Source organism: Streptomyces sp. NPDC039609, assembly GCF_055596705.1.
In genome coordinates this window covers 61,362-83,998 of sequence record NZ_JBVIUJ010000017.1, presented here as the reverse complement: position 1 = coordinate 83,998, position 22,637 = coordinate 61,362, and the positions used below count along the sequence as shown (strand labels likewise).

Here is a 22,637-nt window from a genome sequence, read left to right as displayed (position 1 = left end):
GATCGGGGTGTCCTATCTCATTTCGCCGGGCGGGGTGGAGGGCTTTTCGGGCGATTCGGTGGATTCGTCCGGCGTCTCGTCCGAGGGGGATCCGGAATCGTCTCGTACGGGCTCCCCTGCGGGCTCGTCGGCGGGTCGGGCGGCGGCCTCTTCGGTGGGTTCCGCGAGGACGGCGAAGCGGGCTCCCTGGTTGTCGCGGAGGACGGCGATGCGGCCGTGCGGGGTGTCGAAGGGAGGGTTCGTGACGCGGCCGCCGAGGGCGGTGGCGGTCGCGCAGGTCTCGTCGCAGTCGTCGACGGCGAAGTAGACGAGGATGTGCCCCGGCAGCTCGACCGGGAAGGCCTCGGTGAGGACGGCGCGGCCACCGAAGGACGTGTCGTCGCCCGGGCGGGAGCCCGGTGGGGACCAGACGCGGTAGTCGAAGTCGCCCTCCCTGCCCTCCTCGTCCGGTTCCACCTGGGTGCCGAGGTAGCCGAAGACGGAGGCGTAGAAGGTGTCGACCGCGTCCCGTTCCCTCGTATAGACCTCCATCCAGCAGAAGGAGCCGGGGAGCATCGTCCGCTCGAAGCCGTCGTCGTCACCGGCCTGGCGCAGGCCGAAGACGGCGCCGCCGGGGTCGGCGGCCAGTGCCAGGATCCCGAAGGGCCCGACGGGGTACGGCTCCATGATCATCTGGCCGCCGGCGGCTTTGATCCGGGCGGCGAGGGTGCCGGCGTCCCGGGTGGCGAGGTAGACGGTCCAGGTGGTGGGCATCCGGCCGTCCCGCTTCGGGATGAGGCCCGCCACGCGCCTGCCGTCCTTGCGCGCCTCGTCGCGGTCGGGGTCGAAGGTCCAGCCGAAGAGCTCGCCGTAGAACCGCTTGCCCGCCTCGAGGTCGGGGAGCTGCGCTTCCACCCAGCAAGGGGTGCCCTCTGTGAATACGGCCATGGCTCCACGCTAGGTCCGGGTGACCCGCCCCGCACGCCCCGTAATCGAACATACCGCCATATAGGGACCCGGCGGACACCGGATTCCGTGAGTTGTCCACCGAAGTTTTCCACAGGCTGTTAATAAGCCTTTTCGAGTGCGAGCCCGCTCCCCGGCCCCCGGGGACGCCCGTCGACCGCCCGAGAGGAGGTGCACCCCATTTGCAGTCGGTCGAATCGCGCGCCGATCACCCGTCGGTAAGCTGACGGCATGACAGGACAAGTACGCACCGTCGACGGCCGCGTGGCTGGACGACGCGGTCAGGCGACGCGGCAGAAGCTGCTCGACTGCCTCAGCGAGATGCTCAGCTCCTCGCCGTACCGGGACGTCAAGGTCATCGACGTGGCCCGGAAGGCGGGCACTTCACCCGCGACGTTCTATCAGTACTTCCCCGACGTCGAGGGCGCCGTTCTCGAGATCGCGGAGGAAATGGCCAAGGAGGGCGCGGGGTTGACCGAGCTGGTCTCCGGCCGCTCCTGGGTCGGCAAAGCCGGCTGGCAGACCTCCGAGGAACTGGTCGAGGGCTTCCTGGACTTCTGGCGCCGGCACGACGCGATCCTGCGGGTCGTGGACCTCGGGGCCGCGGAGGGCGACAAGCGGTTCTACAAGATCCGCATGAAGATCCTGAACTCCGTCACCAACTCCCTCACGGACACGGTGAAGGAGCTCCAGGCCAAGGGCAAGGTCGACAAGGATGTCAGCCCCGCGGCGATGGCGGGCTCCCTGGTGGCGATGCTGGCCTCGGTGGCCGGCCACCAGAAGGGCTTCCAGACCTGGGGTGTGAAGCAGGCCGAACTGAAGCCCAATCTGGCGCTGTTGGTGCATCTGGGAATCACGGGCAAGAAGCCGACGAAGTAGGAGCGCCCTGCCGAAGCCCCCGCGCCGCACCTCCCTTCCCCCATTCGTCCTGTCGCGCCGACGACGGTCCGCACCGCAGACCGTCGTCGGCGTTCCCATGCCGGGCCCCGGGCGCCCGGGCCGCGCGTCCTCGGCCCCGGGCACCCCGACCCCGGGCACCCCGACCCCGCGCACCCCACGCCCCGCAACCCCGCGTCCCGCGCACCCCATGCCCCGCACAGACGAACCCCGCACCGGCGAGCCCGCTACCGCCGCGTCAGGCGGAAGAGCCTGATCTCCCGCTCCACCCTGGCCTGGTACGTCGCGTACGGCGGCCAGAACCCGAGCGCCGTTCTCCACGCGGCCGCCCGCTCCTCCCCGCCCAGCAGCTCGGCCCGCACGAGGATCGCCTCGCCGCGCCAACTGACCTCTGCCTCCGGGCACTTCAGCAGGTTCCCGGTCCACGCCGGGTGCCCCTCCCGCCCGAAGTTCGACCCGATCAGCAGCCAGGTCCCGTCGGGCTCGGGGATGCAGGCCAGCGGCGTCACCCGCGGGAGCCCCGACTTCGCGCCCCGTACCGTGAGGATGAGTCCCGGCAGCATCTGGGCGCTGAGCATCATCTTCCCCCGCGTCAGCCGGTGCACCGCCCGGTCCATGGCCGGTATGAAGTGCGGCGCGACCTTCGCGAACGTCCGCGTGGACGACACCTTCTGCATCAGACGCACTCCGACGGCCACTACGCCGCCACCTCCCCGAAGAGTCCGGTCTCCTGCGCGACCCGCGCCCGCAGCCGACGCGCGGGCCCGAAGAGCAGCTCGTCGGCGGTCGCCCGTTTGAAGTACAGATGGGCCTCGTGCTCCCAGGTGAAGCCGATGCCGCCGTGCAGCTGGATGGTCTCCCCGGCCACCGCCCGCAGCGCCTCCAGGGCCGCCGCGAGCGCGAGCGTTCCGGTGGCCGGTTCGCGGGCCGCGCCGTAGGCCAGTGAGCGCGCCGCCTCCACCTGCACGTACAGGTCGGCGAGGCGGTGTTTGACCGCCTGGAAGGAGCCGACGGGCCGGCCGAACTGTTCGCGGGAGCCGACGTACTCGACCGTGCGGTCCAGGGCCGACTGGGCCGCGCCGACCGACTCGGCCGCGAGTGCCGCCGCCGCCGTCCGTCCGGTCGCCGCGAGCACACCGAGCACGTCGACCGGCTCCTCGCCGAGCAACTCCGCTTCCACGTCCCGCAGTTGCACGGTGGCCTGGGAGCGGGTGGCGTCCAGGGCGGGCTGCCGTACACGGAGGAGTCCGGCGGCTTCGCCGCGTACCAGGAAGAGCAGGGTCCGGCTCCGCGCAAAGCCGCCGGCGTGCGCGGCGACGACGAGCAGCCCGGCGCTGTGTCCGTCGAGGACCTGTGCGGCCTCCCCGTAGAGCCGCCACCGCCCGTCCACGGAGCGCGCCTGGATTCCGCCCGCCCGGCCGCCGCCGGCCCAGGAGCCGTCGGCGTTGTCGCCGGTCAGTCCGAGCGCGAGGGCGAGCGAGGTGCCGGCGACCGCGAGGGCGCAGGTCAGCGAGGAGTCGGCGATGCGCGGCAGGAGGTCGGCACGCTGCTCTTCGCTGCCGAGGGCGAGGATCAGCGGGGCGGCGAAGACGGCGGTGGCGAGGAGCGGGGAGGGTGCGAGGGCCCGGCCGGTCTCCTCGCAGGCGAGGACGAGTTCGGCGGGGCCGCAGCCGACACCGCCGTACTCCTCGGGCAGGGCGAGTCCGGCGAGTCCGAGGGTGCCGGACATCCGGTGCCACAGGTCGGTGTCGTACCCCTCGGGGGTCGCGACGGCGGTGCGGACCTCGGCGGGTCCGGAGCGTTTGGCGAGCAGTTCGCGCAGGGTGCGGCGGATCTCGTCCTGCTCCGCGGTGAAGGCGGCGTCCATGGAGCTCCCCTCCGTATCTGACGGCCCGTCATGTTAGGCCGGGGAGGGGCAGAAGCACAGAGCCGGGATCAGCAGATCTCACCGGGGTCGCGCGCGGTCGCCCGCAGAAGGTCCCGTACGAGGTCGAAGTCGACGTTCTCGGTACGCCGGAAGCGCAGGCAGCCCTTGCCCATGTCCTGGTCCGCCAGCCGGTCCTCGAAGCCCTCCCGGATGTCCGGCCGCATCAGATAGAAGGAGATGTACTGCTTCTGCGCCGCGAAGGCGATCTCCGGCTCGCCGCCGGGGCGGTGATAGGCGGGCATTCCGTAGGCCATGACCTCCTCGAAGCCGTGGAGCTCCGTGCGGCACAGCTCGCGCAGCCGGACCAGGACCGTGAGCCGGTCCGTCTCCGGGATCTCGGCGAGGTAGCCGTCCACATCTTCGGCCGCGCTTCTCGGCATCCGTGCCTCCCAGTCCAAAGTCTTCCACGCATATCTGATGTACCGTCAGATTCATGCCCACCACTTCACGGAACCGCGCCGGGCGCCGCGTCGCCGTCGTCGGCATAGCCCTCTCCGACTGCGGCCGGGTCGACGAGGCCACTCCCTACACTCTGCACGCCCAGGCCGCTCGCCGCGCCCTCGCGGACAGCGGACTCGACCGCTCGGTGATCGACGGCCTCGCATCGGCGGGCCTCGGGACGCTCGCACCCGTCGAGGTCGCCGAGTATCTGGGGCTGCGCCCCCGCTGGGTGGACTCCACCGCCGTCGGCGGCGCCACCTGGGAGGTCATGGCCGCGCACGCGGCCGACGCCATCGCCGCCGGGCACGCCAACGCCGTCCTGCTGGTCTACGGATCGACCGCCCGCGCCGACATCAAGGCCCGGCGCCGCACCGCGAACCTCTCCTTCGGGGCGCGCGGCCCGCTGCAGTTCGAGGTCCCGCACGGGCACACACTGATCGCGAAGTACGCGATGGCCGCCCGGCGCCATATGCACGAGTACGGCACCACCCTGGAGCAGCTCGCCGAGGTCGCCGTCCAGACGCGGGCGCACGCCGCGCTCAACCCGGAGGCGATGTTCCGCGATCCGATCACCGTCGACGAGGTGCTCGACGGGCCGATGATCGCGGACCCCTTCACCAAGCTGCACTGCTGCATCCGCAGCGACGGGGGCGCCGCGGTGCTGCTCGCCGCCGAGGAGTACGTGCCGGACACGGCGAAGGCGCCCGTCTGGATCCTCGGCACGGGCGAGCACGTCTCGCACACCACGATGTCGCAGTGGGAGGACTTCACGGTCTCCCCGGCGGCGGTCAGCGGCCGGCTCGCCTTCGAACGGGCGGGGGTGCGACCGGAGGAGATCGACCTCGCGGAGATCTACGACGCCTTCACCTATATGACGCTGGTGACGCTGGAGGACCTGGGCTTCTGCGCGAAGGGCGAGGGCGGTCCGTTCATCGAGGAGAAGGGCCGGCTTCCGGTCAACACCGACGGCGGTGGGCTCTCGGCCTGCCATCCGGGGATGCGGGGCCTGTTCCTGCTGGTGGAGGCCGTACGACAGCTGCGCGGGGAGGCGCCGGGGCTCCAGGTGCGGCGGGCGGACGGGAGCCTTCCGGAGCTTGCGGTGGCGTCGGGGACGGGCGGCTGGTTCTGCTCCTCGGGGACGGTGGTGCTCGGTCGCGGGTGACCCCGGGGCCGGCAGCGGCCACGCCCGGGACCGCGCGCGGCCGACCCCGGGGAAGGATCTATACAAGCGTCATAGACAAGCGTGTAGGACATCCGTATAGTCATCTGTGCGGGGCCGGAGAGGCCCCGCACACCCGACAAGGAGTCCCGCCATGACGCACACGAACCCGCTCGCGAACAAGACCGTCCTGATCTCCGGCGCCTCCGTCGCCGGCCCCGCCCTCGCCCTCTGGCTCCACCGCTACGGCTTCACCGCCACCGTCGTCGAGCGCGCCCCCGAACTCCGCACCGGCGGCTACAAGGTCGACATCCGCGGCACCGCCGTCGAGGTCTGCCGCCGGATGGGCGTCCTCGACGAGATCCGCGCCGACTCCACCGACATGGACGGCGGTTCGTACGTCGACGCCCAGGGCCGCACGGTCGGCCGGATGCCCGCCGAGATCTTCGGCGGCCGGGTCGAGCAGGACGACGAGATCATGCGCGGCGACCTCGCCCGCATCCTGTACGAGCGGACCCGCGACGACGTCGAGTACCTCTTCGGCGACTCCATCGCCGCCCTGCACGACGACGGCGACGGCGTCGACGTCACCTTCGAGAGCGGCACCCGCCGCCGCTTCGACCTGGTCGTCGGCGCCGACGGACTGCACTCGAACACCCGCCGGCTCGTCTTCGGCGACGAACAGCGCTTCAAGCGGCACCTCGGGGCGTACATCTCGATCTTCACCGCCCCCAACCGGCTGGGCCTCACCCGCTGGGAGACCTACCACGCCCGCCCGGACAAGCTGATCTCCGTCTACAGCGCCGCCGGCGAGCAGGCGCACACCGCGAAGAACTGCTTCGTCTTCGCCTCCCCCGAGGAGCTCTCCTACGACCACCGCGACACCGAGCGGCAGAAGCGGCTGCTCGCCGAGGCCTTCGCCGGCGACGACTGGGAGATCCCGAGGCTGATCGCGGACTCGGCCGACGCCGAGGACTTCTACTTCGATTCGATCGCCCTCATCGAGATGGACCGCTGGTCCAGCGGCCGCGTCGTCCTGCTCGGCGACGCCGCCCACTGCACCTCCCCCGCCTCGGGCCAGGGCACGGGCCTCGCCCTGACCGGCGCGTACGTCCTGGCGGGCGAGCTCGCGGCGGCGCACGGGGACCACCGGGTCGCCTTCGCGGCGTACGAGCGCGAGATGCGGCCGGGCGTGGAGCTGAACCAGAAGTTCGCCGCCGGCTTCGTCAAGGAGATGACCGTCTCCTCCCGCTGGAAGATCGCCCTGCGCATGGCCATGGTCCGCACACTCCCCCGCACGCCGTGGAAGAACCTCATCGCGAAGAAGATCCGCGACGACATCCAGCGCGCCGCCCACGCCGTACCGGTGAAGGAGTACGGGCAGACCTGCGGGCCTAGGGTTGCCGCATGACCGACTTCGACAGCACGCTCCGCTCCCTCCGGGTCTGGGACACCGACCTCCCGGGCTTCGCCCCCGAGACGGCCCCCGCCGAGCCGCTGCCGCTCTTCCACGACTGGTTCGTGGCGGCGGCCCGGGCCGGGCAGACCGAGCCGCACACGATGTCCCTGGCCACCGTCGACGAGGACGGACGGCCCGACGTCCGCACGGTCATGCTGCACGGCGCCGACGAGCGCGGCTGGCACTTCGCCTCCCACGCGACCAGCGCGAAGGGCCGCCAGCTCGCCGCCCGCCCCGAGGCCGCGCTCGGCTTCTACTGGCCGGTCCAGGGCCGCCAGGTCCGGCTGCGGGGCCGGGTCGTCACGGGCACGGCGGGCGAGGCGTACGACGATCTGCACGCGCGCTCGACGGGCGCCGTCGCCTCGGCGCTGGTCGGACGCCAGAGCGAGGTGCTCGACTCGGTCGAGGACCTGAACGTCGCCAGCCGGGGCGCCTGGGAGCGGGCGCAGGCCGAGCCGGGGGCCCACGCGCCCACCTGGACGCTGTACGTCCTCCAGCCGTCCGAGGTCGAGTTCTTCCAGGGCGACGAGCAGCGCCGGCACCTCCGGCTGCGGTACCGCCTCGACGCGGCGTCGGGCTGGGTACGGGAGCTGCTCTGGCCCTGACCCGGGGGCGGGGCGCACCATGAGAGGAGGAGGTGGAACGAGATGGGTACGTACATGGATGTCCACCACGGCATGGTGGGGATCACGGGCGATCAGCTCCGGGAGGCGCACGCCGCCGATCTCGCCATCGAGAAGGACGAGGGCGTGCACTTCAAGCAGGCCTGGGCGGACCCCGAATCCGGCACGGTCTACTGCCTCTCCACCGGCCCCTCGGCCGACGCGGTCCAGCGGATCCACGAGCGCACCGGCCACAAGGCCGACGAGATCCACGAGGTCCCCCTCACCGTCTGAACGAGCCACCGAAGGCCCCGACCCGAGGCCGGGCGGCCGCCCTCCGCCCGACCTGCTCCGGAAGGGTCCGTATCGTGGCGAGCGGATACCGCTCGGACGTACGGGGGTTGGGTGCGGATCGCAGATCACGCCAGGTGGGACCGGGACTTCCCGGTGAAGTACCTCCTGGTCCAGGAGGACGACGACGGGGTGGAGCAGCTCTGGGGAAGGTGCGCGGGGGTCGACGGGCTGTTCGTCGACGACGTCCCGCCACCGCGGGAGATCCTGACCCTCCGCGGGTGCGCCCCCGACGGCCCCCTGAAGGACGCCCTGGCCGGACCCGGCACCTCGTTCCGAGGTCTGGGCGACGTCGGTGTCGAGGTCCACGACGGCGGGGAGCCCGTCCAGTGGTGGACCCTGGTCGACGCGGAGCTGGTGGCCCACCGGCCCCATCCGGGCGACCCGGCCCGGTACGACATCGTGCTCGGCGCCGGCGTCAGGCACGAGGAAAGCTTCGTCGAGAAGCCCGGGACACCGCGCTTCGAACTTTCCGCCGGAACGACCGTGTCCGCGAAGAGCATGGGCAGCTGCTCCATGGTCGACGGCCTGTTCGATCCGCGGGCGGACCCGGCCCCCGTCCCGATGGAGCTGATCGGCTGCGAGGCCGTGGAGCCCCTGCTTGTGGGGACGCAGCAGCCGCGCCGGTGGAATCACGACTGGGTGCATCTGCTGGTGCTGGACCGCCACGGCACCGTAATGGCCGCCCCTGCCGTGGGCCTGGCCATCGACGGAGCGCGCCCGTCCGTGCTCGGCGACGGGCTCGAGGACATCACCCTCACCGACGGTGGCGACGACCGGCGACCGACGGCGGCCCGCCCGATCTGGGAGCGGTGGTACCAGGGCCCGCCGACGGAGCCCAACCTCTGGGCGCCGTACGACGCGGAGGGCCGGGACGAGTGGCTGGAGCTGACCACCCGCGCCTGGCGGACACCCGCGCCCCGGCCGGACCGTACCGGTGGCGAGCACCACCTCGACGGCCGGTTCGTCACGGACGTCCCCGGCCTGCACTGCGCGATCGGCGAGGCCCTGCTCGGACCGGGCCGCTACTTCGGCCGGGAGTGGAACGCCTTCAAGGACTGCCTGTCCGGTGGATTCGGAGTGGCCGCGCCCTTCACCCTGACCTGGCACGACTCCGAGGTCGCACGCCACGCGCTGGCGGACGTCGTGGAAGGTCCGGACGAAATCTCGTACTTCGAGGAGACCGTGCAACTCCTCGAACGGCGGGGCGTCACGGTCGTACTCCGCTGAGCCGCAGGAACTCACCACGATGCGAAGGAGCCGGACAATGGCCGCCCGCGACACCGCGACCAACCTCCTCGCCCTGGGCGGCGCCGTGGCCCGCTCGCCCTTCGCGAGGGCCCGCCCGGACGCGCCGCTGCCGACGACCCGGATCGTCCGCGGCCCGCTCCCGGTCGACGAGCGCCGTCTGGCCGCGTACGCACGCGTCTGCGGCTTCCCTCAGGCACCGGGCGAGAGGCTCCCGCTGACGTACCCCCACGTCCTCGGCTTCCCCTCGGCGCTGCGGCTGATGTCCCGCCGCGACTTCCCGCTGCCGCTGCTCGGCCTCGTGCACACCTGGATCAGGATCATCCGGCACGCCCCGCTGACGGTGGACGACAGACCTGAGATCACCGTGTACGCGCGGGAGCTGACCCCGCACCGCCGGGGCACCGAGGTCACCATGGTGACGGAGGCGCGGCTCGCGGGGCGGCTGGTGTGGGAGTCGGCGAGCGGCTATCTGGCCCGCCACGGAGGCCGGTCCGGCGCCCCGGGCCCGATGTCTCCGCCCCTCCCCAGGACCGCCGAGTGGCGGCTCCCGGCGAATCTGGGCCGCCGCTACGCAGCGGTGTCGGGCGACCGGAACCCGATCCACCTCCACCCGCTCACCGCACGGGTCTTCGGCTTCCCGAGGACGGTCGCGCACGGCATGTGGAGCTTCGCCCGCTGTCTGGCCGAGCTCGACGAGGACGGCGAACTCCCCTTCGCGCGAGCGGAGTTCAAGGCACCGGTCCTCCTGCCCTGCACGCTCACCCACGGAACCGACGGTCAGGGCCGCTTCCAGCTGCACAGCGGGGGACGGCTGCATCTGACCGGCGTCATCGGGGAGACCAGCGCTCGCTCTTCATGAGGTTGCCGAGCCCCGCCCAGGCGAAGTTCATCAGCGTCGCCGCCGCCTCCCAGGCCGTCATCCCCGGCGTCTCGTTGGCCCAGCCGGCCAGCGACTCCGCCGCCCCGACCAGCGCCTGGGCGAGCCCGGCGACATCCCGCTCGGCCAGCTCCGGATCCCGCTCCGTCTCACGGTGGGTCTGCTTGGCGGCGGCCCCGATCAGCGTCCCCACGTACGCCACGATCTCGTCGCGCATCAGCGCGGCCTCACTGGCGAACGGCTCCCCGTGCGTCCGCGCCTGCCGGTTCAACACCGCCCAGCCGTCGGGGTGCTCGGCGGTGTGCGTGAAGAAGGCCAGCAGCCCGGCCCACAGCTGCTCGTCGGCCGGCAGCCGCGGATTGACCGCGGCGGCCACGGCATCGAGCAGCGCCTTCGCCTCCCGCCGGATACAGGCGGTGAAGAGGTCTTCCTTGGAGTTCAGATACAGGTAGACCAGGGGCTTGGACACGCCCGCCAGCTCGGCGATCTCGTCCATGGAGGCGGCCTGGTACCCCAGCTGCCCGAAGGTCTGCACGGCAGCGTCCATCATCTGCTGCTCCCGCACCGCCCGCGGCAGCCGCCGGACCTTCGCGCCATCGCCCTCGGCCATCCCACTACCCCCAACTCGCCTGCACCGGGGGAGAGCCTACGTGCCGTACAAACACCTGTGCCCCTGTCCGGACGGGGACAGGGGCACGGGCACCGCGCGGGGGGGGGACGGATCAGGCGGCGACCGTCAGCGGCTCGCGCTCGTCGACCGGGGACGAGGAGGCGGCGTTGTACGCGTCGACGTCCAGGATCTTCTCGCGGGCGGCGACGACGACCGGGACCAGAGCCTGACCTGCGACGTTCGTGGCCGTCCTCATCATGTCCAGGATCGGGTCGATCGCCATCAGCAGGCCCACGCCCTCCAGCGGGAGGCCGAGCGTGGAGAGGGTCAGGGTCAGCATGACCGTCGCGCCGGTGAGGCCCGCGGTGGCCGCGGAGCCGACGACCGAGACGAAGGCGATCAGCAGGTAGTCCTGGATGCCCAGCTGCACGTCGAAGATCTGCGCGATGAAGATCGCGGCGAGCGCCGGGTAGATCGCGGCGCAGCCGTCCATCTTGGTCGTGGCGCCGAACGGGACGGCGAAGGAGGCGTACTCCTTCGGGACGCCGAGGCGCTCGGTGACCTTCTGGGTGACCGGCATGGTGCCGACCGAGGAGCGGGAGACGAAGGCCAGCTGGATGGCCGGCCAGGCGCCCTTGAAGAACTGGATCGGGTTGACCTTGGCGACCGTCGCGAGCAGCAGCGGGTAGACGCCGAACATGACCAGCGCGGAGCCGATGTAGACGTCGGCGGTGAAGGTCGCGTACTTGCCGATCAGCTCCCAGCCGTAGTCGGCGATGGCGAAGCCGATGAGGCCGACGGTGCCGATGGGGGCGAGGCGGATGACCCACCACAGGGCCTTCTGCAGCAGCTCCAGGACCGACTCGGAGAGCGCGAGGATCGGCTTGGCGCGGTCGCCGAGCTTCAGTGCGGCGACACCGGCGACGGCGGCCATGAAGACGATCTGGAGGACGTTCAGCTCGGTGAAGGGCGTGATGACGTCCGAGGGGATGATCCCGGTCAGGAAGTCGATCCAGGTGCCCTCGCGCTTCGGCAGCTTGCCGTCCTGCGGGGTGAGGCCGGTGCCGGCGCCCGGGTTGGTGATCAGGCCGATCGCGAGGCCGATGGCGACCGCGATCAACGACGTGATCATGAACCAGACCAGCGTCTGGGCGGCCAGGCGGGCCGCGTTGTTGACCTTGCGAAGGTTGGTGATGGACACCAGGATCGCGAAGAAGACGAGCGGGGCGACGGCCAGCTTCAGGAGCTGGACGAAGATGTCGCCGACCTGACCGAGGGTCTCCTTGAGCCAGCTGACGTCCTGGCTGCGGGCGAGCCAGCCGAGCAGGACGCCGAGCACGAGACCGGCGACTATCTGGGCCCAGAAGGGGATCTTCGGTATGCGGGAGGAAGTCGGGGACTTCGCCTCGGGCGTGGACGCGGACGCGGACACAGACACACTCCACAGGTGCGTATCGGGGAATACGGGGACGGGGGTGCGGTACACCGCGCTCAGGCGGTACCGCTGCATGATGCCGGGGTCAGAGCTCGCGGCAACAGACCGCGGACATACAGCGGCACAGATCGACATGCAGGCGCGCCACGAGCGGAGTGCTCACGGCATCGGAGAGGCGCACAGCTGTCTTCATGGCGGACACGTTAACACTTGAACTTTGAGAACCTCAAAGCCCTTCTTTGAGGTAGCGGAAGTCACCCAGAGCCTCCGAAACGCAGAACACCCCGGTCAGGAGCCTTCGAAGCTCCCGTTCCGGGGTGTACGTCTGTGATGAACCTTACGCAGTCCTTACGCGCCGATCACGCGCCGGTCACTCGTCCTTCACGCGTCCTCGCGCGGACGCGTCCTTCACGCGTCCTCGCGCGTCCGGTTCTCGGCCAGGCGGTCCTTCGCCCGGTCGACCTTGGCCACGATCTGCTCGGACATCGCGTCCCGCTGCCCGCGCAGCAGCACGAAGCTGAGAGGCGCGGAGATCACGATGGAGAGCAGGAGCACCCAGAGCAGGTTGGAGTCACCGAGGCCGCGCGGCAGCACACCGATGTAGACGAGGCCCCAGAGCGCGAAGAAGCAGCCGGCGAAGACTCCGAGGCGCATGAGGGTGTAGCGGAGGGTCGCAGCGCCCGTTCCGTTCTCGGCCACGACGGCCCCTTTCTCTGTCTGTACGTTTTCGTCCCACCAGTGAAGCACGGCGGACGAATAGGGCGGCCCGCAACCCCTCGATGAGGGGTTGCGGTCGGGCGACGGGTGGGTCAATCCAGCGGGAGCAGCATGAAGATGTCGTCACGGTCGTCGCCCTCGGCCACCCGGATCGCGCCGGGCACCCGCCCGACCTCCTTGTAGCCGCAGGAGCCGTAGAAGCGGTCGACGCCCGTGCCGCCGCGGCAGGTGAGGCGTATCGCCTCGATCCCGTCGAAGCCGCGGACCGCGTCCTCTACCGCGGCCATGAGGTCGCGCCCGTACCCCTTGCCCTGGTGGGAGGGGTGGACCATCACCGTGTACAGCCACACCCAGTGCTTCATGAGCCGGTGCGTGTTGTACGCGACGAAGGTGGTGGCGGCGACGGTGCCGTCCTCCTCGTACCCGACGACGAGCCGCATCCGGCCCTGGGCCATCGCGGCGAAGTGGGAGACGAGCTCGGGCCGTACCTCGTCGACCGTCACCGGTGGCACGAAGCCGACGGCGCCGCCGGCGTTGGAGACGTCCGCCCACAGCCGCAGGATGCCGTCGCGCAGCTCGGGGGTGGCTGGGGGGTCGAGTTCGAAACTCAGGGACATCGAGCCGAGACCGCCTCAGACCCGCATCGGCTGGGGCGACTCGCGACGGTCCGCGTCCGGTCCCGGGTACTCGCGGATGATCTCGTAGCGGGTGTTGCGCTCCACCGGGCGGAAGCCGGCGTCACGGATCAGCTCCAGCAGATCCTCGCGGCCCAGCTTGTTCGGCGTGCCGTAGTTGTCGGCGTCGTGCGTGATCTTGTACTCGACGACCGAGCCGTCCATGTCGTCGGCGCCGTGCTGGAGCGCCAGCTGGGCGGTCTGGACGCCGTGCATGACCCAGAAGACCTTGACGTGCGGCACGTTGTCGAAGAGCAGCCGGGAGACGGCGAAGGTCTTCAGGGCCTCGGCACCGGTCGCCATGGTGGTGCGCGCCTGGAGCTTGTTGCGGACCTTGCCGTCCTGCATGTCGACGAAGTCGTGCTGGTAGCGCAGCGGGATGAAGACCTGGAAGCCGCCGGTCTCGTCCTGGAGCTCACGCAGTCGCAGCACGTGGTCGACGCGGTGCCGGGGCTCCTCGATGTGCCCGTACAGCATCGTGCTCGGGGTCTTCAGGCCCTTCTCGTGCGCGAGGCGGTGGATCCGGGACCAGTCCTCCCAGTGCGTGCGGTGGTCCACGATGTGCTGGCGGACCTCCCAGTCGAAGATCTCCGCGCCGCCGCCGGTGAGGGACTCCAGGCCGGCCTCGATGAGCTCGTCGAGGATGTCGGAGGCCGACATGCCCGAGATCGTCTCGAAGTGGTGGATCTCGGTGGCGGTGAACGCCTTGAGGGAGACGTTCGGCAGGGCCTTCTTGAGCTCGGAGAGCGAGCGCGGGTAGTACCGCCAGGGCAGGTTGGGGTGGAGCCCGTTGACGATGTGCAGCTCGGTGAGGTTCTCGTTCTCCATCGCCTTGGCGAGGCGGACGGCCTCCTCGATGCGCATCGTGTACGCGTCCTTCTCGCCCGGCTTGCGCTGGAACGAGCAGTACGCGCAGGACGCGGTGCACACGTTCGTCATGTTGAGGTGACGGTTGACGTTGAAGTGGACGACGTCACCGTTCTTGCGGGTCCGGACCTCGTGGGCCAGGCCGCCGAGCCAGGCCAGGTCGTCGGACTCGTACAGAGCGATGCCGTCCTCGCGGCTCAGCCGCTCTCCGGAACGGACCTTCTGCTCCAGCTCGCGCTTGAGTCCCGCGTCCATGCGGCCGCCTCCCATGTCTGACGATTTCAGGCTCCACCCACCGTACTCTCAGCCCTCCTCGGGCAGATCTCCGACCCGGTTCTCCCACTTGGTGGAGAGCACGATCGTCGTACGGGTGCGGGAGACGCCCTTGGTGCCGGAGAGCCGGCGGATGGTCTTCTCCAGGCCGTCGACGTCGTTGGCGCGGACCTTGAGCATGAACGAGTCGTCGCCCGCGATGAACCAGCAGTCCTCGATCTCGGCGAGGTCCTTCAGCCGGCGGGCCACGTCCTCGTGGTCGGCGGCGTCGGAGAGGGAGATGCCGATGAGTGCGGTGACGCCCAGGCCGAGCGAGGCGGCGTCGACGGTGGCGCGGTAGCCGGTGATGACGCCGGCCGCCTCGAGTCGGTTGATCCGGTCGGTGACGGAGGGGCCGGAGAGCCCGACGAGCCGGCCGAGTTCGGCGTAGGAGGCCCTGCCGTTCTCGCGCAGTGCCTGGATGAGCTGCCTGTCCACGGCGTCCATAGGTAAGAAGCCTTCCATTGTCCAGCGATACCGCGAGTATAGGTATAGAATCTAAGGCACACAGGGCCGACACCCTGTGAATCTTTCAGTCGATCAAAGACGATCTTTCAGGAGTGGTGTTCACCGTGTACACGATCGAGATGGCCTACGCCCGTATGCGCGAGCTGCAGGACCTGGCCAACCGCTCGCGTGCCCACCAGCCGTCCGCTTCGAAGCGCGCCGAGAAGAAGCGCGCCGCCAAGAAGCGCTAATCACCCCGGGAGGCCCCACCGAGCTCTCCCTCCCAACGGCGGTACAGCCGGTGCGGCACCCCTGCCGCGTCGAGCACCCGCCCGGCGACGAAGTCCACCAGATCCTGGATGTGCGTCGCCCCCGCGTAGAACGCCGGAGAGGCGGGCAGCACCACAGCGCCCGCCTCGTCCAGCGCCACCAGGTGTTTCAGCGTCTGCCCGCTCAGCGGGGTCTCCCGCACCGCGACCACCAGCGGCCGCCGCTCCTTGAGCATCACGCTCGCCGCCCGCTGCAGCAGGTCCTTCGAAAGCCCCAGCGCCACGCCCGCCACCGAGGCGGTCGACGCGGGCACGATCAGCATCCCCTTCACCGGGTACGAGCCACTGCTCGGCCCCGCGGCCAGGTCCCCCGCGTTCCAGTACCGCACGTCGTCGATGTCGGGAGCGAACGTTCCCGGCTTCCCGTCGGCGCCCCGTGCCAGCCACTCCGTCAGATCCTCGCGCCAGTGCGCGTCCCGGAAGGCGATCCCCGTCTCGTCGAGCAGCGTCAGCCGCGACGCGCGCGAGACGACCAGATCGACGCTCTCCCCCGCCGCGAGCAGCCCCCTCAGGACGGAGGCCGCGTACGGGGTCCCCGATGCCCCGGACACCCCGACGACCCAGGGGCGACGCTGCTGTTTCTCTACCGGCTCCACGCCGACGAGCCTATCCGGCGACCCGGAACGAGAACTGTCCTAGGGGTCCCGTACGTTCACCCGAGGCAGAGGACGAAGCGCTTCAGGGGGTTGCCATGACGGATTCCGACACCAGGCAGTGGGGTACGGCCGACCGGGCGAAGGCGGCGGCGTGGCTCATGGCGGGCTGGGTCGCCCTGCTGTGGGTCCTCGAAGCGATCGACCACGCGACCGGGCACGCCCTCGACACGTACGGCATCACCCCGCGCGACCCGGACGAGCTGGCCGACATCGCGCCGGCCTCCTTCCTCCACTTCGGCTTCGACCATGTCGCCTCCAACAGCGTCCCGCTGCTGGTCCTCGGCTTCCTGGCGGCCCTCGGAGGCATCCGCCGCTTCGTCGGCGTCGTGGCGCTCATCATCGTGGCCGACGGCCTGGGCGTCTGGCTGATCTCCCCGTCGCACACCAACACGGCCGGCGCCTCCGGCCTGGTCTTCGGCCTCTTCGGCTATCTGCTGGTCCGGGGCTTCGTGGACCGCAGGCTGCTGGACGTCGGCGTGGGGCTGGTGGTCGGAGCGGTCTGGGGCAGCTCGATCCTGCTGGGCATATCCCCCACCAACACGACGGTGAGCTGGCAGGGCCACCTGGTGGGCCTGCTCGCGGGTGTGGGGGCGGCGTTCCTCTTCCGCCGCCGGCGCGGGACCGCCATAACGGCGGCGTGAGCCGGACCGGCTCCGTGAGTTGGGGTCGGCTCTGTGAGCCGGGGTCAACCCGTGGACCGGGACCGACCCGCGGACCGGTCCCGACCCGTGGACCGGGACCGACCCGTGGACCGGGACCGACCCGTGGACCGGGACCGACCCGTGGACCGGGACCGACCCGTGGACCGACCCATAGACCCGGCCCGGCCCATGGACCGGGACCGGCTCAGACGGTCAGGCCCCGCACCACCAGATCGAGCAGCGTGCACACGAACAGGGCCATCCCGATGAACCCGTTGACGGTGAAGAACGCCCGGTTCAGCCGGGACAGGTCGTGCGGCCGCACGATCGAGTGCTCGTAGCAGAACGCCGCCGCCACGATCACCAGGCCGACCCAGAAGAACAGCCCCGCGTCCGTCGCCAGGGCGTACCCGACCAGCAGACCCGTCGTCACCACCGCCGAGCCCCGCGCGCCCCACAGCGCCGCCGGGACACCGAAGCGGGCCGGGACCGACATCACGCCGTGCGCACGGTCCGCCTGGACGTCCTGGCAGGCGAAGATCAGGTCGAAGCCGCCGATCCAGACGCCGACCGCGAGCCCGAGGATCACCGCGTCCCAGGACCACGCCCCCGTGACCGCGATCCAGGCCCCGATGGGCCCTATGGCCTGGGCGAGGCCCAGGATCGCGTGCGGGTAGTTCGTGAACCTCTTCCCGTACGGGTAGACCACCATCGGCACCACGGCGAGCGGCGCCAGCGCCAGGCACAGCGGGTTCAGCAGGGCCGCGGCGCCGAGGAAGACGACGACCGCGATCCCGGCGCCCGTCCACGCCGACCGCACCGACACGGCACCGGTCACCAGCTCGCGCTGGGCGGTCCGCGGGTTACGGGCGTCGATCTCGCGGTCGATGATCCGGTTGCAGGCCATGGCGAACGTCCGCAGCCCCACCATGCAGATGGTGACGAGGAGCAGCTTCCCCCAGTGGATGTTCCGGTCCATCTGGAACATCGCGGTGAGCGAGGCGATGTACGCGAACGGCAGGGCGAACACCGAGTGCTCGATCATCACAAGCCGCAGGAAGGCCTTCGTACGGCCCGGTTGCGCGCCGGGTACGGCCGCCGTGGTCACAGGCCGTACTCCTTCCAGCGGCGGTCCACCAGGGCGGCCGTCGCCGGGTCCGACTCCACCATGTCCGGCCAGCCGCCGTCCCGGGTGTAGCCCTCCTCGGGAAGCTTCTTGGTGGCGTCGATGCCCGCCTTGCCGCCCCAGAACTGCTGGTACGAGGCGTGGTCGAGATGGTCCACCGGGCCCTCGACGACCGTGAGGTCGCGGGCGTAGTCCGTGTTGCCGAGCGCGCGCCAGGACACCTCGTGCAGGTCGTGCACGTCGCAGTCCTTGTCCACGATGACGATCAGCTTGGTCAGCGACATCATGTGGGCGCCCCAGATGGCGTGCATGACCTTCTGCGCGTGCTTCGGGTACTTCTTGTCGATCGAGATGATCGCGCAGTTGTGGAAGCCGCCCGACTCGGGCAGGTGGTAGTCCACGATGTCCGGCACGATGATCTTGAGGAGCGGCAGGAAGAAACGCTCCGTCGCACGCCCGAGCGGCCCGTCCTCCGTCGGCGGCCGGCCGACCACGATCGACTGGAGCAGCGGACGCTTCCGCATCGTCACGCAGTCGATCTTCAGCGCGGGGAACGGCTCCTGCGGCGTGTAGAAGCCGGTGTGGTCGCCGAAGGGACCCTCCGGGAGCATCTCGCCCGGCTCCAGCCAGCCCTCGATGACGACCTCGGCCTGCGCCGGCACCTGGAGCGGCACCGTCTTGCAGTCGACCATCTCGATCCGCTTGCCCTGCACGAAGCCGGCGAACAGGTACTCGTCGATGTCGCCGGGCAGCGGCGCCGTCGACGCGTACGTCACCGCGGGCGGGCAGCCGAAGGCGATCGCGACGGGCAGCCGCTCGCCGCGCGCGGCGGCCACCGCGTAGTGGTTGCGGCTGTCCTTGTGGATCTGCCAGTGCATCCCGATGGTGCGCTTGTCGTGGCGCTGCAGCCGGTAGAGGCCGAGGTTCCGGATACCCGTCTCCGGGTGCTTGGTGTGCGTCAGACCCAGGTTGAAGAAGGATCCGCCGTCCTTGGGCCAGGTGAAGAGCGCGGGCAGCTTGTCCAGGTCGACGTCGTCGCCGGTGAGGACGACCTCCTGGACGGGAGCGTCCTTCACCTTCTTCGGCGGCACGTGGACCATCGAGCCGAGCTTGCCGAAGGCCTCACGGACCCCGACGAAACCGTGCGGAAGCTCGGGCTTGAGCAACCCGCCGATCTTCTCGCTGATCTCGCCGTACGACTTCAGGCCCAGGGCCTTGAGCAGTCGGCGGTCCGTCCCGAAGACGTTCATCGCGAGCGGCATGGCGGAGCCCTTGACGTTCTCGAAGAGGAGCGCCGGGCCTCCCGCCTTGTTCACCCGGTCGACGATCTCCCCGACCTCCAGGTACGGATCGACTTCGGCCTTGATGCGCTTGAGGTCGCCTTCGCGCTCCAGCGCCCTGAGCAGCGAGCGGAGATCGTCGTAAGCCATAGGGGTCAGTATCCGCCACGGGCTACGCTTGGCCTGTCACCGGGGCCTTCGAAACGAGCCCTGCCGTTGCTTCCAGGGGGCTGTCCCACATGCTCAGGGCGCTGATGTACATCCTGCCGCTGGCGCTGACGATCTACGCCTTCATCGACTGCCTCAACACCCCCGAGGACGAGGCCAAGCATCTGCCCAAGGTCGTCTGGGTCATCATCATCCTGCTCTTCTGGATCGTGGGCCCGATCGTGTGGTTCGCCGCGGGCAAGATGCGCAAGGCCCCCGCCGGCGGCCGGACGCCCTCCGAATGGCACCGCAACCACCGCCAGGAGTGGGTCGCCCCCGACGACAACCCCGACTTCCTGAAGTCCCTCAAGGACGACAACAAGAAGGACGAGGCCGTCCTCAAGGACTGGGAGGCGGACCTGCGCCGCCGCGAGGAGGAGCTGAAGAAGCGCGAGCAGGGCGACGACGCCAAGGACAGCGACGGCTGATGGAGCTCCGGCTCCTGGTCACCTTCGAGAAGGTCGCCGGCGTCCTCTCCTTCACCCGCGCAGCCGCCGATCTGCGGTACGCCCAGTCCAGCGTGACCAGCCAGATCCGCGCCCTGGAGTCCTCGCTCGGCGTGGAGCTGTTCGAACGGCTCGGCAGCCGCATCCGGCTCACCGAGGCCGGTGAGCGGCTGCTGCCGTACGCCCGCCGGATCATCGAGCTGTCCGAGGAGGCGCGGGCCGCGGTAGTGGAGACCGAGGAGCCGGCCGGGGCGATCGCGGTGGGCACGATGGAGTCGCTGACCTCCTACCGGCTGCCGCCGCTCCTGGAGCTCTTCCACCACCGCTATCCGAAGGTCCGGTTGGCGCTGCGTCCGACCCTCGGCGACGAGACCCGGCAGGCACTGCGCCAGGGTACGTACGACATCGGCTTCCTGATGGAGCCGGAGACGGAGCACGCCGGCCTGGAGAGCGAGGTCCTCGCCGAGGAGCCGCTGGTGCTGGTGGCCTCGCCGCGCCATCCGCTGGCGGGGCGTACGGATCTGACGGCGGTGGACCTGGCGGCGGCGCAGTTGGTGGGGACGGAGCCGGGATGTCCGTACCGCGATCTGTTCGAGCGAGAGCTGCGGGACTGGTCTCCGCCGTTCATGGAGTTCGGCACGATCGAGGCGACGAAGCGGGGCGTGGCCGGCGGGCTGGGCATCGCCCTGGTGCCCCGGGTCACCGTCTCCGGGGAGCTGGCGTCCGGGGCACTGGTGGAGCTGGACTGGCGTCCGCCGTTCACGCTCTTCACGCAGATCGCGTGGCGGCGGGGGAAGCGGCTGCCGGCGCATGTGCGGCTGTTCGTGGAGCAGGCGCGGCGGCTGGTGTCCGAGCAGCGAGGGTGACCTTCAGGCCTGCCAGGACGATCAACGGGACGCCGAGCGCCTGGACGAGGCCGATGTGGTGCCCGTACACCGCCCAGTCGGCGAACATCGCGACGGCGGGGTAGGTGAAGGCGAGCACGGCGATCTTCGCGGTGGGCAGCTTCTGGTAGGCCGCGTACATCAGCACGTACATCAGTCCGGTGTGGAGGAGTCCGAGGCCGGCGAGCCAGCCCCACCCGGCGCCGAGCCGGGAGGCCGCGCCGAAGTCGGCGAAGGGCAGCAGCAGCGGAATGCCGACCAGGACCTGCACGAGGGCGATCAGGTGGGGCCGGACGCCGGTGATCCGCTTGGTGACGACCGTCGACAGCGCGTAGAGCACGGCCGCGCCGAGCGCGAGCCCGAGCCCCTTGAGGGAGGCGGTGTCCCCGGGCCGGATACCGGACACGAGCACCAGCCCGACGAAGGCCACTCCGAGCCAGCCGAACGTGGCGGCGGTGATCCGCTCCCGGAAGAGCGCGGCGCCGATGACCACCAGGAAGAACGGCTGAGTGTGGTAGACGACGGTGGCGAAGGAGATCGAGGTGGCTTCGTACGCCTCGAAGAGGAAGACCCAGTTGAAGACGATGAACACCCCGCCGAGCGCGGCGAGTCCGAGCTTCTTCGGCGTGAAGCCGTGCCCGGTGAGGTAGCCCCGGGCGAGGCTGTACGCGCCGAGGGCGGCCGCCCCGAAGAGGCACCGGAAGAACACCACGTCGAAGGGCGACGCCCCGGACTCGACGACGAAGATGCCGAGGGTGCCGGAGAGCACCATGGCGAGGGTCAGTTCGAGGGTTCCCCTGGTCTCGTTTCTCATGTCCACGACGCTACGGAGAGGCGCGGGCACCGGTCCACGAGCCAGTGGGGCGTCCTGCCGATGGGCCCATCGGCCGAGCCGATGACGTAAAGCGGCGGACCGGTCGATCAGCCGCTCGGCGACGACGTTCCGGACCGACCGTTCGCGCTACGGGTACGGGCGTACTCCCGGCAGTTGGGCCACGGTGACGTAGAGGCTGAAGAGTGCGACGAGAGCGCACGTCGAGCGGCGCCACCTGCCGAACTCCTTGCGCCACACGCCGCCTGCGGCGATGCCCGTCGACAGCAGGGACAGCACCGGCAGGAGCCACCAGACTCTGCCGACGGCCACGCATCCGAGCGCCAGAGCCAGCGCGCACAGTCCGAGCCCCAAGAGGAATGCAGCCCAGTTGTACGCCTCGACGGCCTTGGCCTCCCAATCCTCCTCCACCGTAGAGAGGTCGTCGCCGGTCTTGTTTCCGGCGGCAGCCACCTTGGCCTCATGGGACATCCCTGCGGCCGTTCGCGCGTGGGCATACACGACTCCCAGCGTCGCCCCGACGAACAGGACGACGGCAGCCGAGCCGCACACGACGCCGGCCCTGTCCGAAGTCCAGACCGCGAAATGGAGCTGCTCGCCAAGAAATTCCCCATCGAGCGGAATCGCCACCAGCGACATGCTGACAGCCGCCAGGAGTGACGTGACGACAGGAACACTTGAGCCCATCGCGCCGAAAAGGTTGGGATATTCTTTGACCTCGGTCACGGCAACCTCACATGAGCGGATGTCCGCATTGCGGGCAGTCAGTGACCTGGTGATTATCCGAGATGTGGTGCTGTTGTTGCGTGTTCGAGCATCCCTTGTACGGGGCCCCTCGGATCTCGTGCAAATTGTGCGGCATGTCGCAGTAGAGCTTCACGGCACCCGCAGGAGGAAGGCCGAACAGGCGAGTCAGAAAGCGGATGTCCGCCACCCAGTCGGTCACACTGCTGATGCCGAATGCAACATCAGGCCGAGCTTCCTCGTCGGCATGAAATCCGTGGATGAAGTATTCTCCATCGTCACCCACCCAAGCTGCCACAGGGATTGCGTACTCCCGCAGATAGGGCTCGATTCGTTCGTCAAATCCTCGGGCGAAGTCCTCGACCGAGGACGGGCCGCCAATCCGCCCGATGAACATGCCCACCGTTCCTCCTTCTACGCTCGTCTCCCGCCGGCCCACGGCACAGCCCTCACCGCACCAGAAGGGCCCACATAGCCCTGCGGGGCAACCCAGGGAAGCCATCTGGCTCAGCGATGGACCG

At 70.2% G+C, this 22,637-nt stretch carries 27 protein-coding genes; 11 read left to right on the top strand and 16 right to left on the bottom strand.

The genetic code is table 11. The features are described from left to right. Positions 1–12: 12 nt before the first annotated feature. Entirely contained in the window at positions 13–927 is a 915-nt protein-coding gene (locus ACZ561_RS35955; protein ID WP_471003579.1) for a VOC family protein, read from the bottom strand. A gap of 249 nt (positions 928–1,176) precedes the next feature. Here ACZ561_RS35955 and ACZ561_RS35950 point away from each other — a divergent pair, with 249 nt between their 5' ends. Further along, a complete protein-coding gene (locus ACZ561_RS35950; protein WP_329119397.1) occupies positions 1,177–1,824 on the top strand; it encodes a TetR family transcriptional regulator in 648 nt (215 codons plus the stop codon). Between the two features lie 245 nt (positions 1,825–2,069). Here the strand turns inward: ACZ561_RS35950 and ACZ561_RS35945 are convergent, their stop codons facing one another. The 3 genes from ACZ561_RS35945 to ACZ561_RS35935 form a co-directional block, all read right to left on the bottom strand. Continuing rightward, positions 2,070–2,540, bottom strand: coding sequence for a nitroreductase family deazaflavin-dependent oxidoreductase (locus ACZ561_RS35945; protein WP_471003576.1), 471 nt, complete (start codon positions 2,538–2,540; stop codon positions 2,070–2,072). Continuing rightward, a complete protein-coding gene (locus tag ACZ561_RS35940) occupies positions 2,540–3,709 on the bottom strand; it encodes an acyl-CoA dehydrogenase family protein (RefSeq protein ID WP_471003573.1) in 1,170 nt (389 codons plus the stop codon). The genes ACZ561_RS35945 and ACZ561_RS35940 overlap by 1 nt, the downstream gene beginning before the upstream one ends. Before the next feature lie 68 nt (positions 3,710–3,777). Next, positions 3,778–4,149 (bottom strand): iron chaperone, encoded by a 372-nt coding sequence (locus ACZ561_RS35935; protein WP_376436407.1) that lies wholly within the window; start codon positions 4,147–4,149, stop codon positions 3,778–3,780. A gap of 53 nt (positions 4,150–4,202) precedes the next feature. Between ACZ561_RS35935 and ACZ561_RS35930 the strand changes: the two genes are divergently transcribed. The 6 genes from ACZ561_RS35930 to ACZ561_RS35905 all read left to right on the top strand — a co-directional run bounded on the left by ACZ561_RS35930 (position 4,203) and on the right by ACZ561_RS35905 (position 9,891). Continuing rightward, the gene (locus ACZ561_RS35930) at positions 4,203–5,372 is read left to right on the top strand and encodes a thiolase C-terminal domain-containing protein (RefSeq protein ID WP_471003569.1); all 1,170 of its coding nucleotides are present in this window, start codon (positions 4,203–4,205) and stop codon (positions 5,370–5,372) included. Between the two features lie 151 nt (positions 5,373–5,523). Further along, positions 5,524–6,780, top strand: coding sequence for an FAD-dependent monooxygenase (locus tag ACZ561_RS35925; protein WP_471003566.1), 1,257 nt, complete (start codon positions 5,524–5,526; stop codon positions 6,778–6,780). Continuing rightward, positions 6,777–7,433, top strand: a complete 657-nt coding sequence (locus ACZ561_RS35920) for a pyridoxine/pyridoxamine 5'-phosphate oxidase (RefSeq protein WP_471003563.1) — start codon at positions 6,777–6,779, stop codon at positions 7,431–7,433. The genes ACZ561_RS35925 and ACZ561_RS35920 overlap by 4 nt, the downstream gene beginning before the upstream one ends. A gap of 42 nt (positions 7,434–7,475) precedes the next feature. Next, positions 7,476–7,724 carry an SCO4226 family nickel-binding protein gene (locus tag ACZ561_RS35915; RefSeq protein WP_471003560.1) on the top strand — a complete coding sequence of 83 codons (249 nt, stop codon included), beginning with the start codon at positions 7,476–7,478 and terminating at the stop codon, positions 7,722–7,724. Between the two features lie 111 nt (positions 7,725–7,835). Beyond that, a complete protein-coding gene (locus ACZ561_RS35910) occupies positions 7,836–9,011 on the top strand; it encodes a barstar family protein (protein WP_471003557.1) in 1,176 nt (391 codons plus the stop codon). Positions 9,012–9,048: 37 nt separating this feature from the next. Continuing rightward, a complete protein-coding gene (locus ACZ561_RS35905) occupies positions 9,049–9,891 on the top strand; it encodes a MaoC family dehydratase (protein WP_471003554.1) in 843 nt (280 codons plus the stop codon). Here the strand turns inward: ACZ561_RS35905 and ACZ561_RS35900 are convergent. The 6 genes from ACZ561_RS35900 to ACZ561_RS35875 all read right to left on the bottom strand — a co-directional run bounded on the left by ACZ561_RS35900 (position 9,860) and on the right by ACZ561_RS35875 (position 14,971). Continuing rightward, the gene (locus ACZ561_RS35900; RefSeq protein WP_471003551.1) at positions 9,860–10,519 is read right to left on the bottom strand and encodes a TetR/AcrR family transcriptional regulator; all 660 of its coding nucleotides are present in this window, start codon (positions 10,517–10,519) and stop codon (positions 9,860–9,862) included. The two genes, ACZ561_RS35905 and ACZ561_RS35900, sit on opposite strands and share 32 nt — an antisense overlap. 112 nt (positions 10,520–10,631) lie before the next feature. Continuing rightward, a complete protein-coding gene (locus ACZ561_RS35895) occupies positions 10,632–11,951 on the bottom strand; it encodes a dicarboxylate/amino acid:cation symporter (protein WP_471003548.1) in 1,320 nt (439 codons plus the stop codon). Between the two features lie 411 nt (positions 11,952–12,362). Continuing rightward, positions 12,363–12,608 carry a DUF4229 domain-containing protein gene (locus tag ACZ561_RS35890; RefSeq protein ID WP_471003730.1) on the bottom strand — a complete coding sequence of 82 codons (246 nt, stop codon included), beginning with the start codon at positions 12,606–12,608 and terminating at the stop codon, positions 12,363–12,365. Between the two features lie 155 nt (positions 12,609–12,763). Continuing rightward, positions 12,764–13,288: a GNAT family N-acetyltransferase gene (locus ACZ561_RS35885; RefSeq protein WP_471003545.1), complete on the bottom strand. Its 525-nt coding sequence runs from the start codon at positions 13,286–13,288 to the stop codon at positions 12,764–12,766. A gap of 15 nt (positions 13,289–13,303) precedes the next feature. Further along, positions 13,304–14,467 carry an aminofutalosine synthase MqnE gene (gene mqnE / locus ACZ561_RS35880; protein ID WP_329119378.1) on the bottom strand — a complete coding sequence of 388 codons (1,164 nt, stop codon included), beginning with the start codon at positions 14,465–14,467 and terminating at the stop codon, positions 13,304–13,306. A gap of 48 nt (positions 14,468–14,515) precedes the next feature. Continuing rightward, on the bottom strand, positions 14,516–14,971 hold the full coding sequence (locus ACZ561_RS35875) for an Lrp/AsnC family transcriptional regulator (RefSeq protein WP_031013392.1): 456 nt from the start codon (positions 14,969–14,971) through the stop codon (positions 14,516–14,518). 113 nt (positions 14,972–15,084) lie between these two features. On the opposite strand from ACZ561_RS35875, the gene ACZ561_RS35870 reads away from it, so the two are divergent. Then, on the top strand, positions 15,085–15,222 hold the full coding sequence (locus ACZ561_RS35870; RefSeq protein WP_376436379.1) for a hypothetical protein: 138 nt from the start codon (positions 15,085–15,087) through the stop codon (positions 15,220–15,222). Here ACZ561_RS35870 and ACZ561_RS35865 read toward each other — a convergent pair. Beyond that, positions 15,219–15,896, bottom strand: coding sequence for a UbiX family flavin prenyltransferase (locus ACZ561_RS35865; protein WP_471003540.1), 678 nt, complete (start codon positions 15,894–15,896; stop codon positions 15,219–15,221). The genes ACZ561_RS35870 and ACZ561_RS35865 overlap by 4 nt on opposite strands. A gap of 95 nt (positions 15,897–15,991) precedes the next feature. Here ACZ561_RS35865 and ACZ561_RS35860 point away from each other — a divergent pair, with 95 nt between their 5' ends. Next, positions 15,992–16,597, top strand: coding sequence for a rhomboid family intramembrane serine protease (locus ACZ561_RS35860; protein WP_471003537.1), 606 nt, complete (start codon positions 15,992–15,994; stop codon positions 16,595–16,597). Positions 16,598–16,802: 205 nt separating this feature from the next. Here ACZ561_RS35860 and mqnP read toward each other — a convergent pair whose 3' ends face one another. Beyond that, on the bottom strand, positions 16,803–17,705 hold the full coding sequence (gene mqnP / locus ACZ561_RS35855) for a menaquinone biosynthesis prenyltransferase MqnP (RefSeq protein WP_471003534.1): 903 nt from the start codon (positions 17,703–17,705) through the stop codon (positions 16,803–16,805). Further along, positions 17,702–19,153 carry a menaquinone biosynthesis decarboxylase gene (locus ACZ561_RS35850; protein ID WP_329119368.1) on the bottom strand — a complete coding sequence of 484 codons (1,452 nt, stop codon included), beginning with the start codon at positions 19,151–19,153 and terminating at the stop codon, positions 17,702–17,704. Before ACZ561_RS35850 ends, mqnP begins: the two co-directional genes overlap by 4 nt. Positions 19,154–19,242: 89 nt before the next feature. Between ACZ561_RS35850 and ACZ561_RS35845 the strand changes: the two genes are divergently transcribed. Next, complete coding sequence (locus ACZ561_RS35845) at positions 19,243–19,638, top strand: PLD nuclease N-terminal domain-containing protein (RefSeq protein WP_471003531.1); 396 nt, start codon at positions 19,243–19,245, stop codon at positions 19,636–19,638. Further along, positions 19,638–20,522: a LysR family transcriptional regulator gene (locus tag ACZ561_RS35840; protein WP_384529403.1), complete on the top strand. Its 885-nt coding sequence runs from the start codon at positions 19,638–19,640 to the stop codon at positions 20,520–20,522. Before ACZ561_RS35845 ends, ACZ561_RS35840 begins: the two co-directional genes overlap by 1 nt. On the opposite strand, the gene ACZ561_RS35835 is transcribed toward ACZ561_RS35840, so the two are convergent. The 3 genes from ACZ561_RS35835 to ACZ561_RS35825 form a co-directional block, all read right to left on the bottom strand. Next, entirely contained in the window at positions 20,425–21,354 is a 930-nt protein-coding gene (locus ACZ561_RS35835) for a DMT family transporter (RefSeq protein ID WP_471003528.1), read from the bottom strand. The genes ACZ561_RS35840 and ACZ561_RS35835 overlap by 98 nt on opposite strands. A gap of 147 nt (positions 21,355–21,501) precedes the next feature. Then, the gene (locus ACZ561_RS35830; protein WP_471003525.1) at positions 21,502–22,098 is read right to left on the bottom strand and encodes a hypothetical protein; all 597 of its coding nucleotides are present in this window, start codon (positions 22,096–22,098) and stop codon (positions 21,502–21,504) included. 7 nt (positions 22,099–22,105) lie between these two features. Next, a complete protein-coding gene (locus tag ACZ561_RS35825) occupies positions 22,106–22,519 on the bottom strand; it encodes a hypothetical protein (protein ID WP_471003523.1) in 414 nt (137 codons plus the stop codon). Positions 22,520–22,637 lie beyond the last annotated feature (118 nt).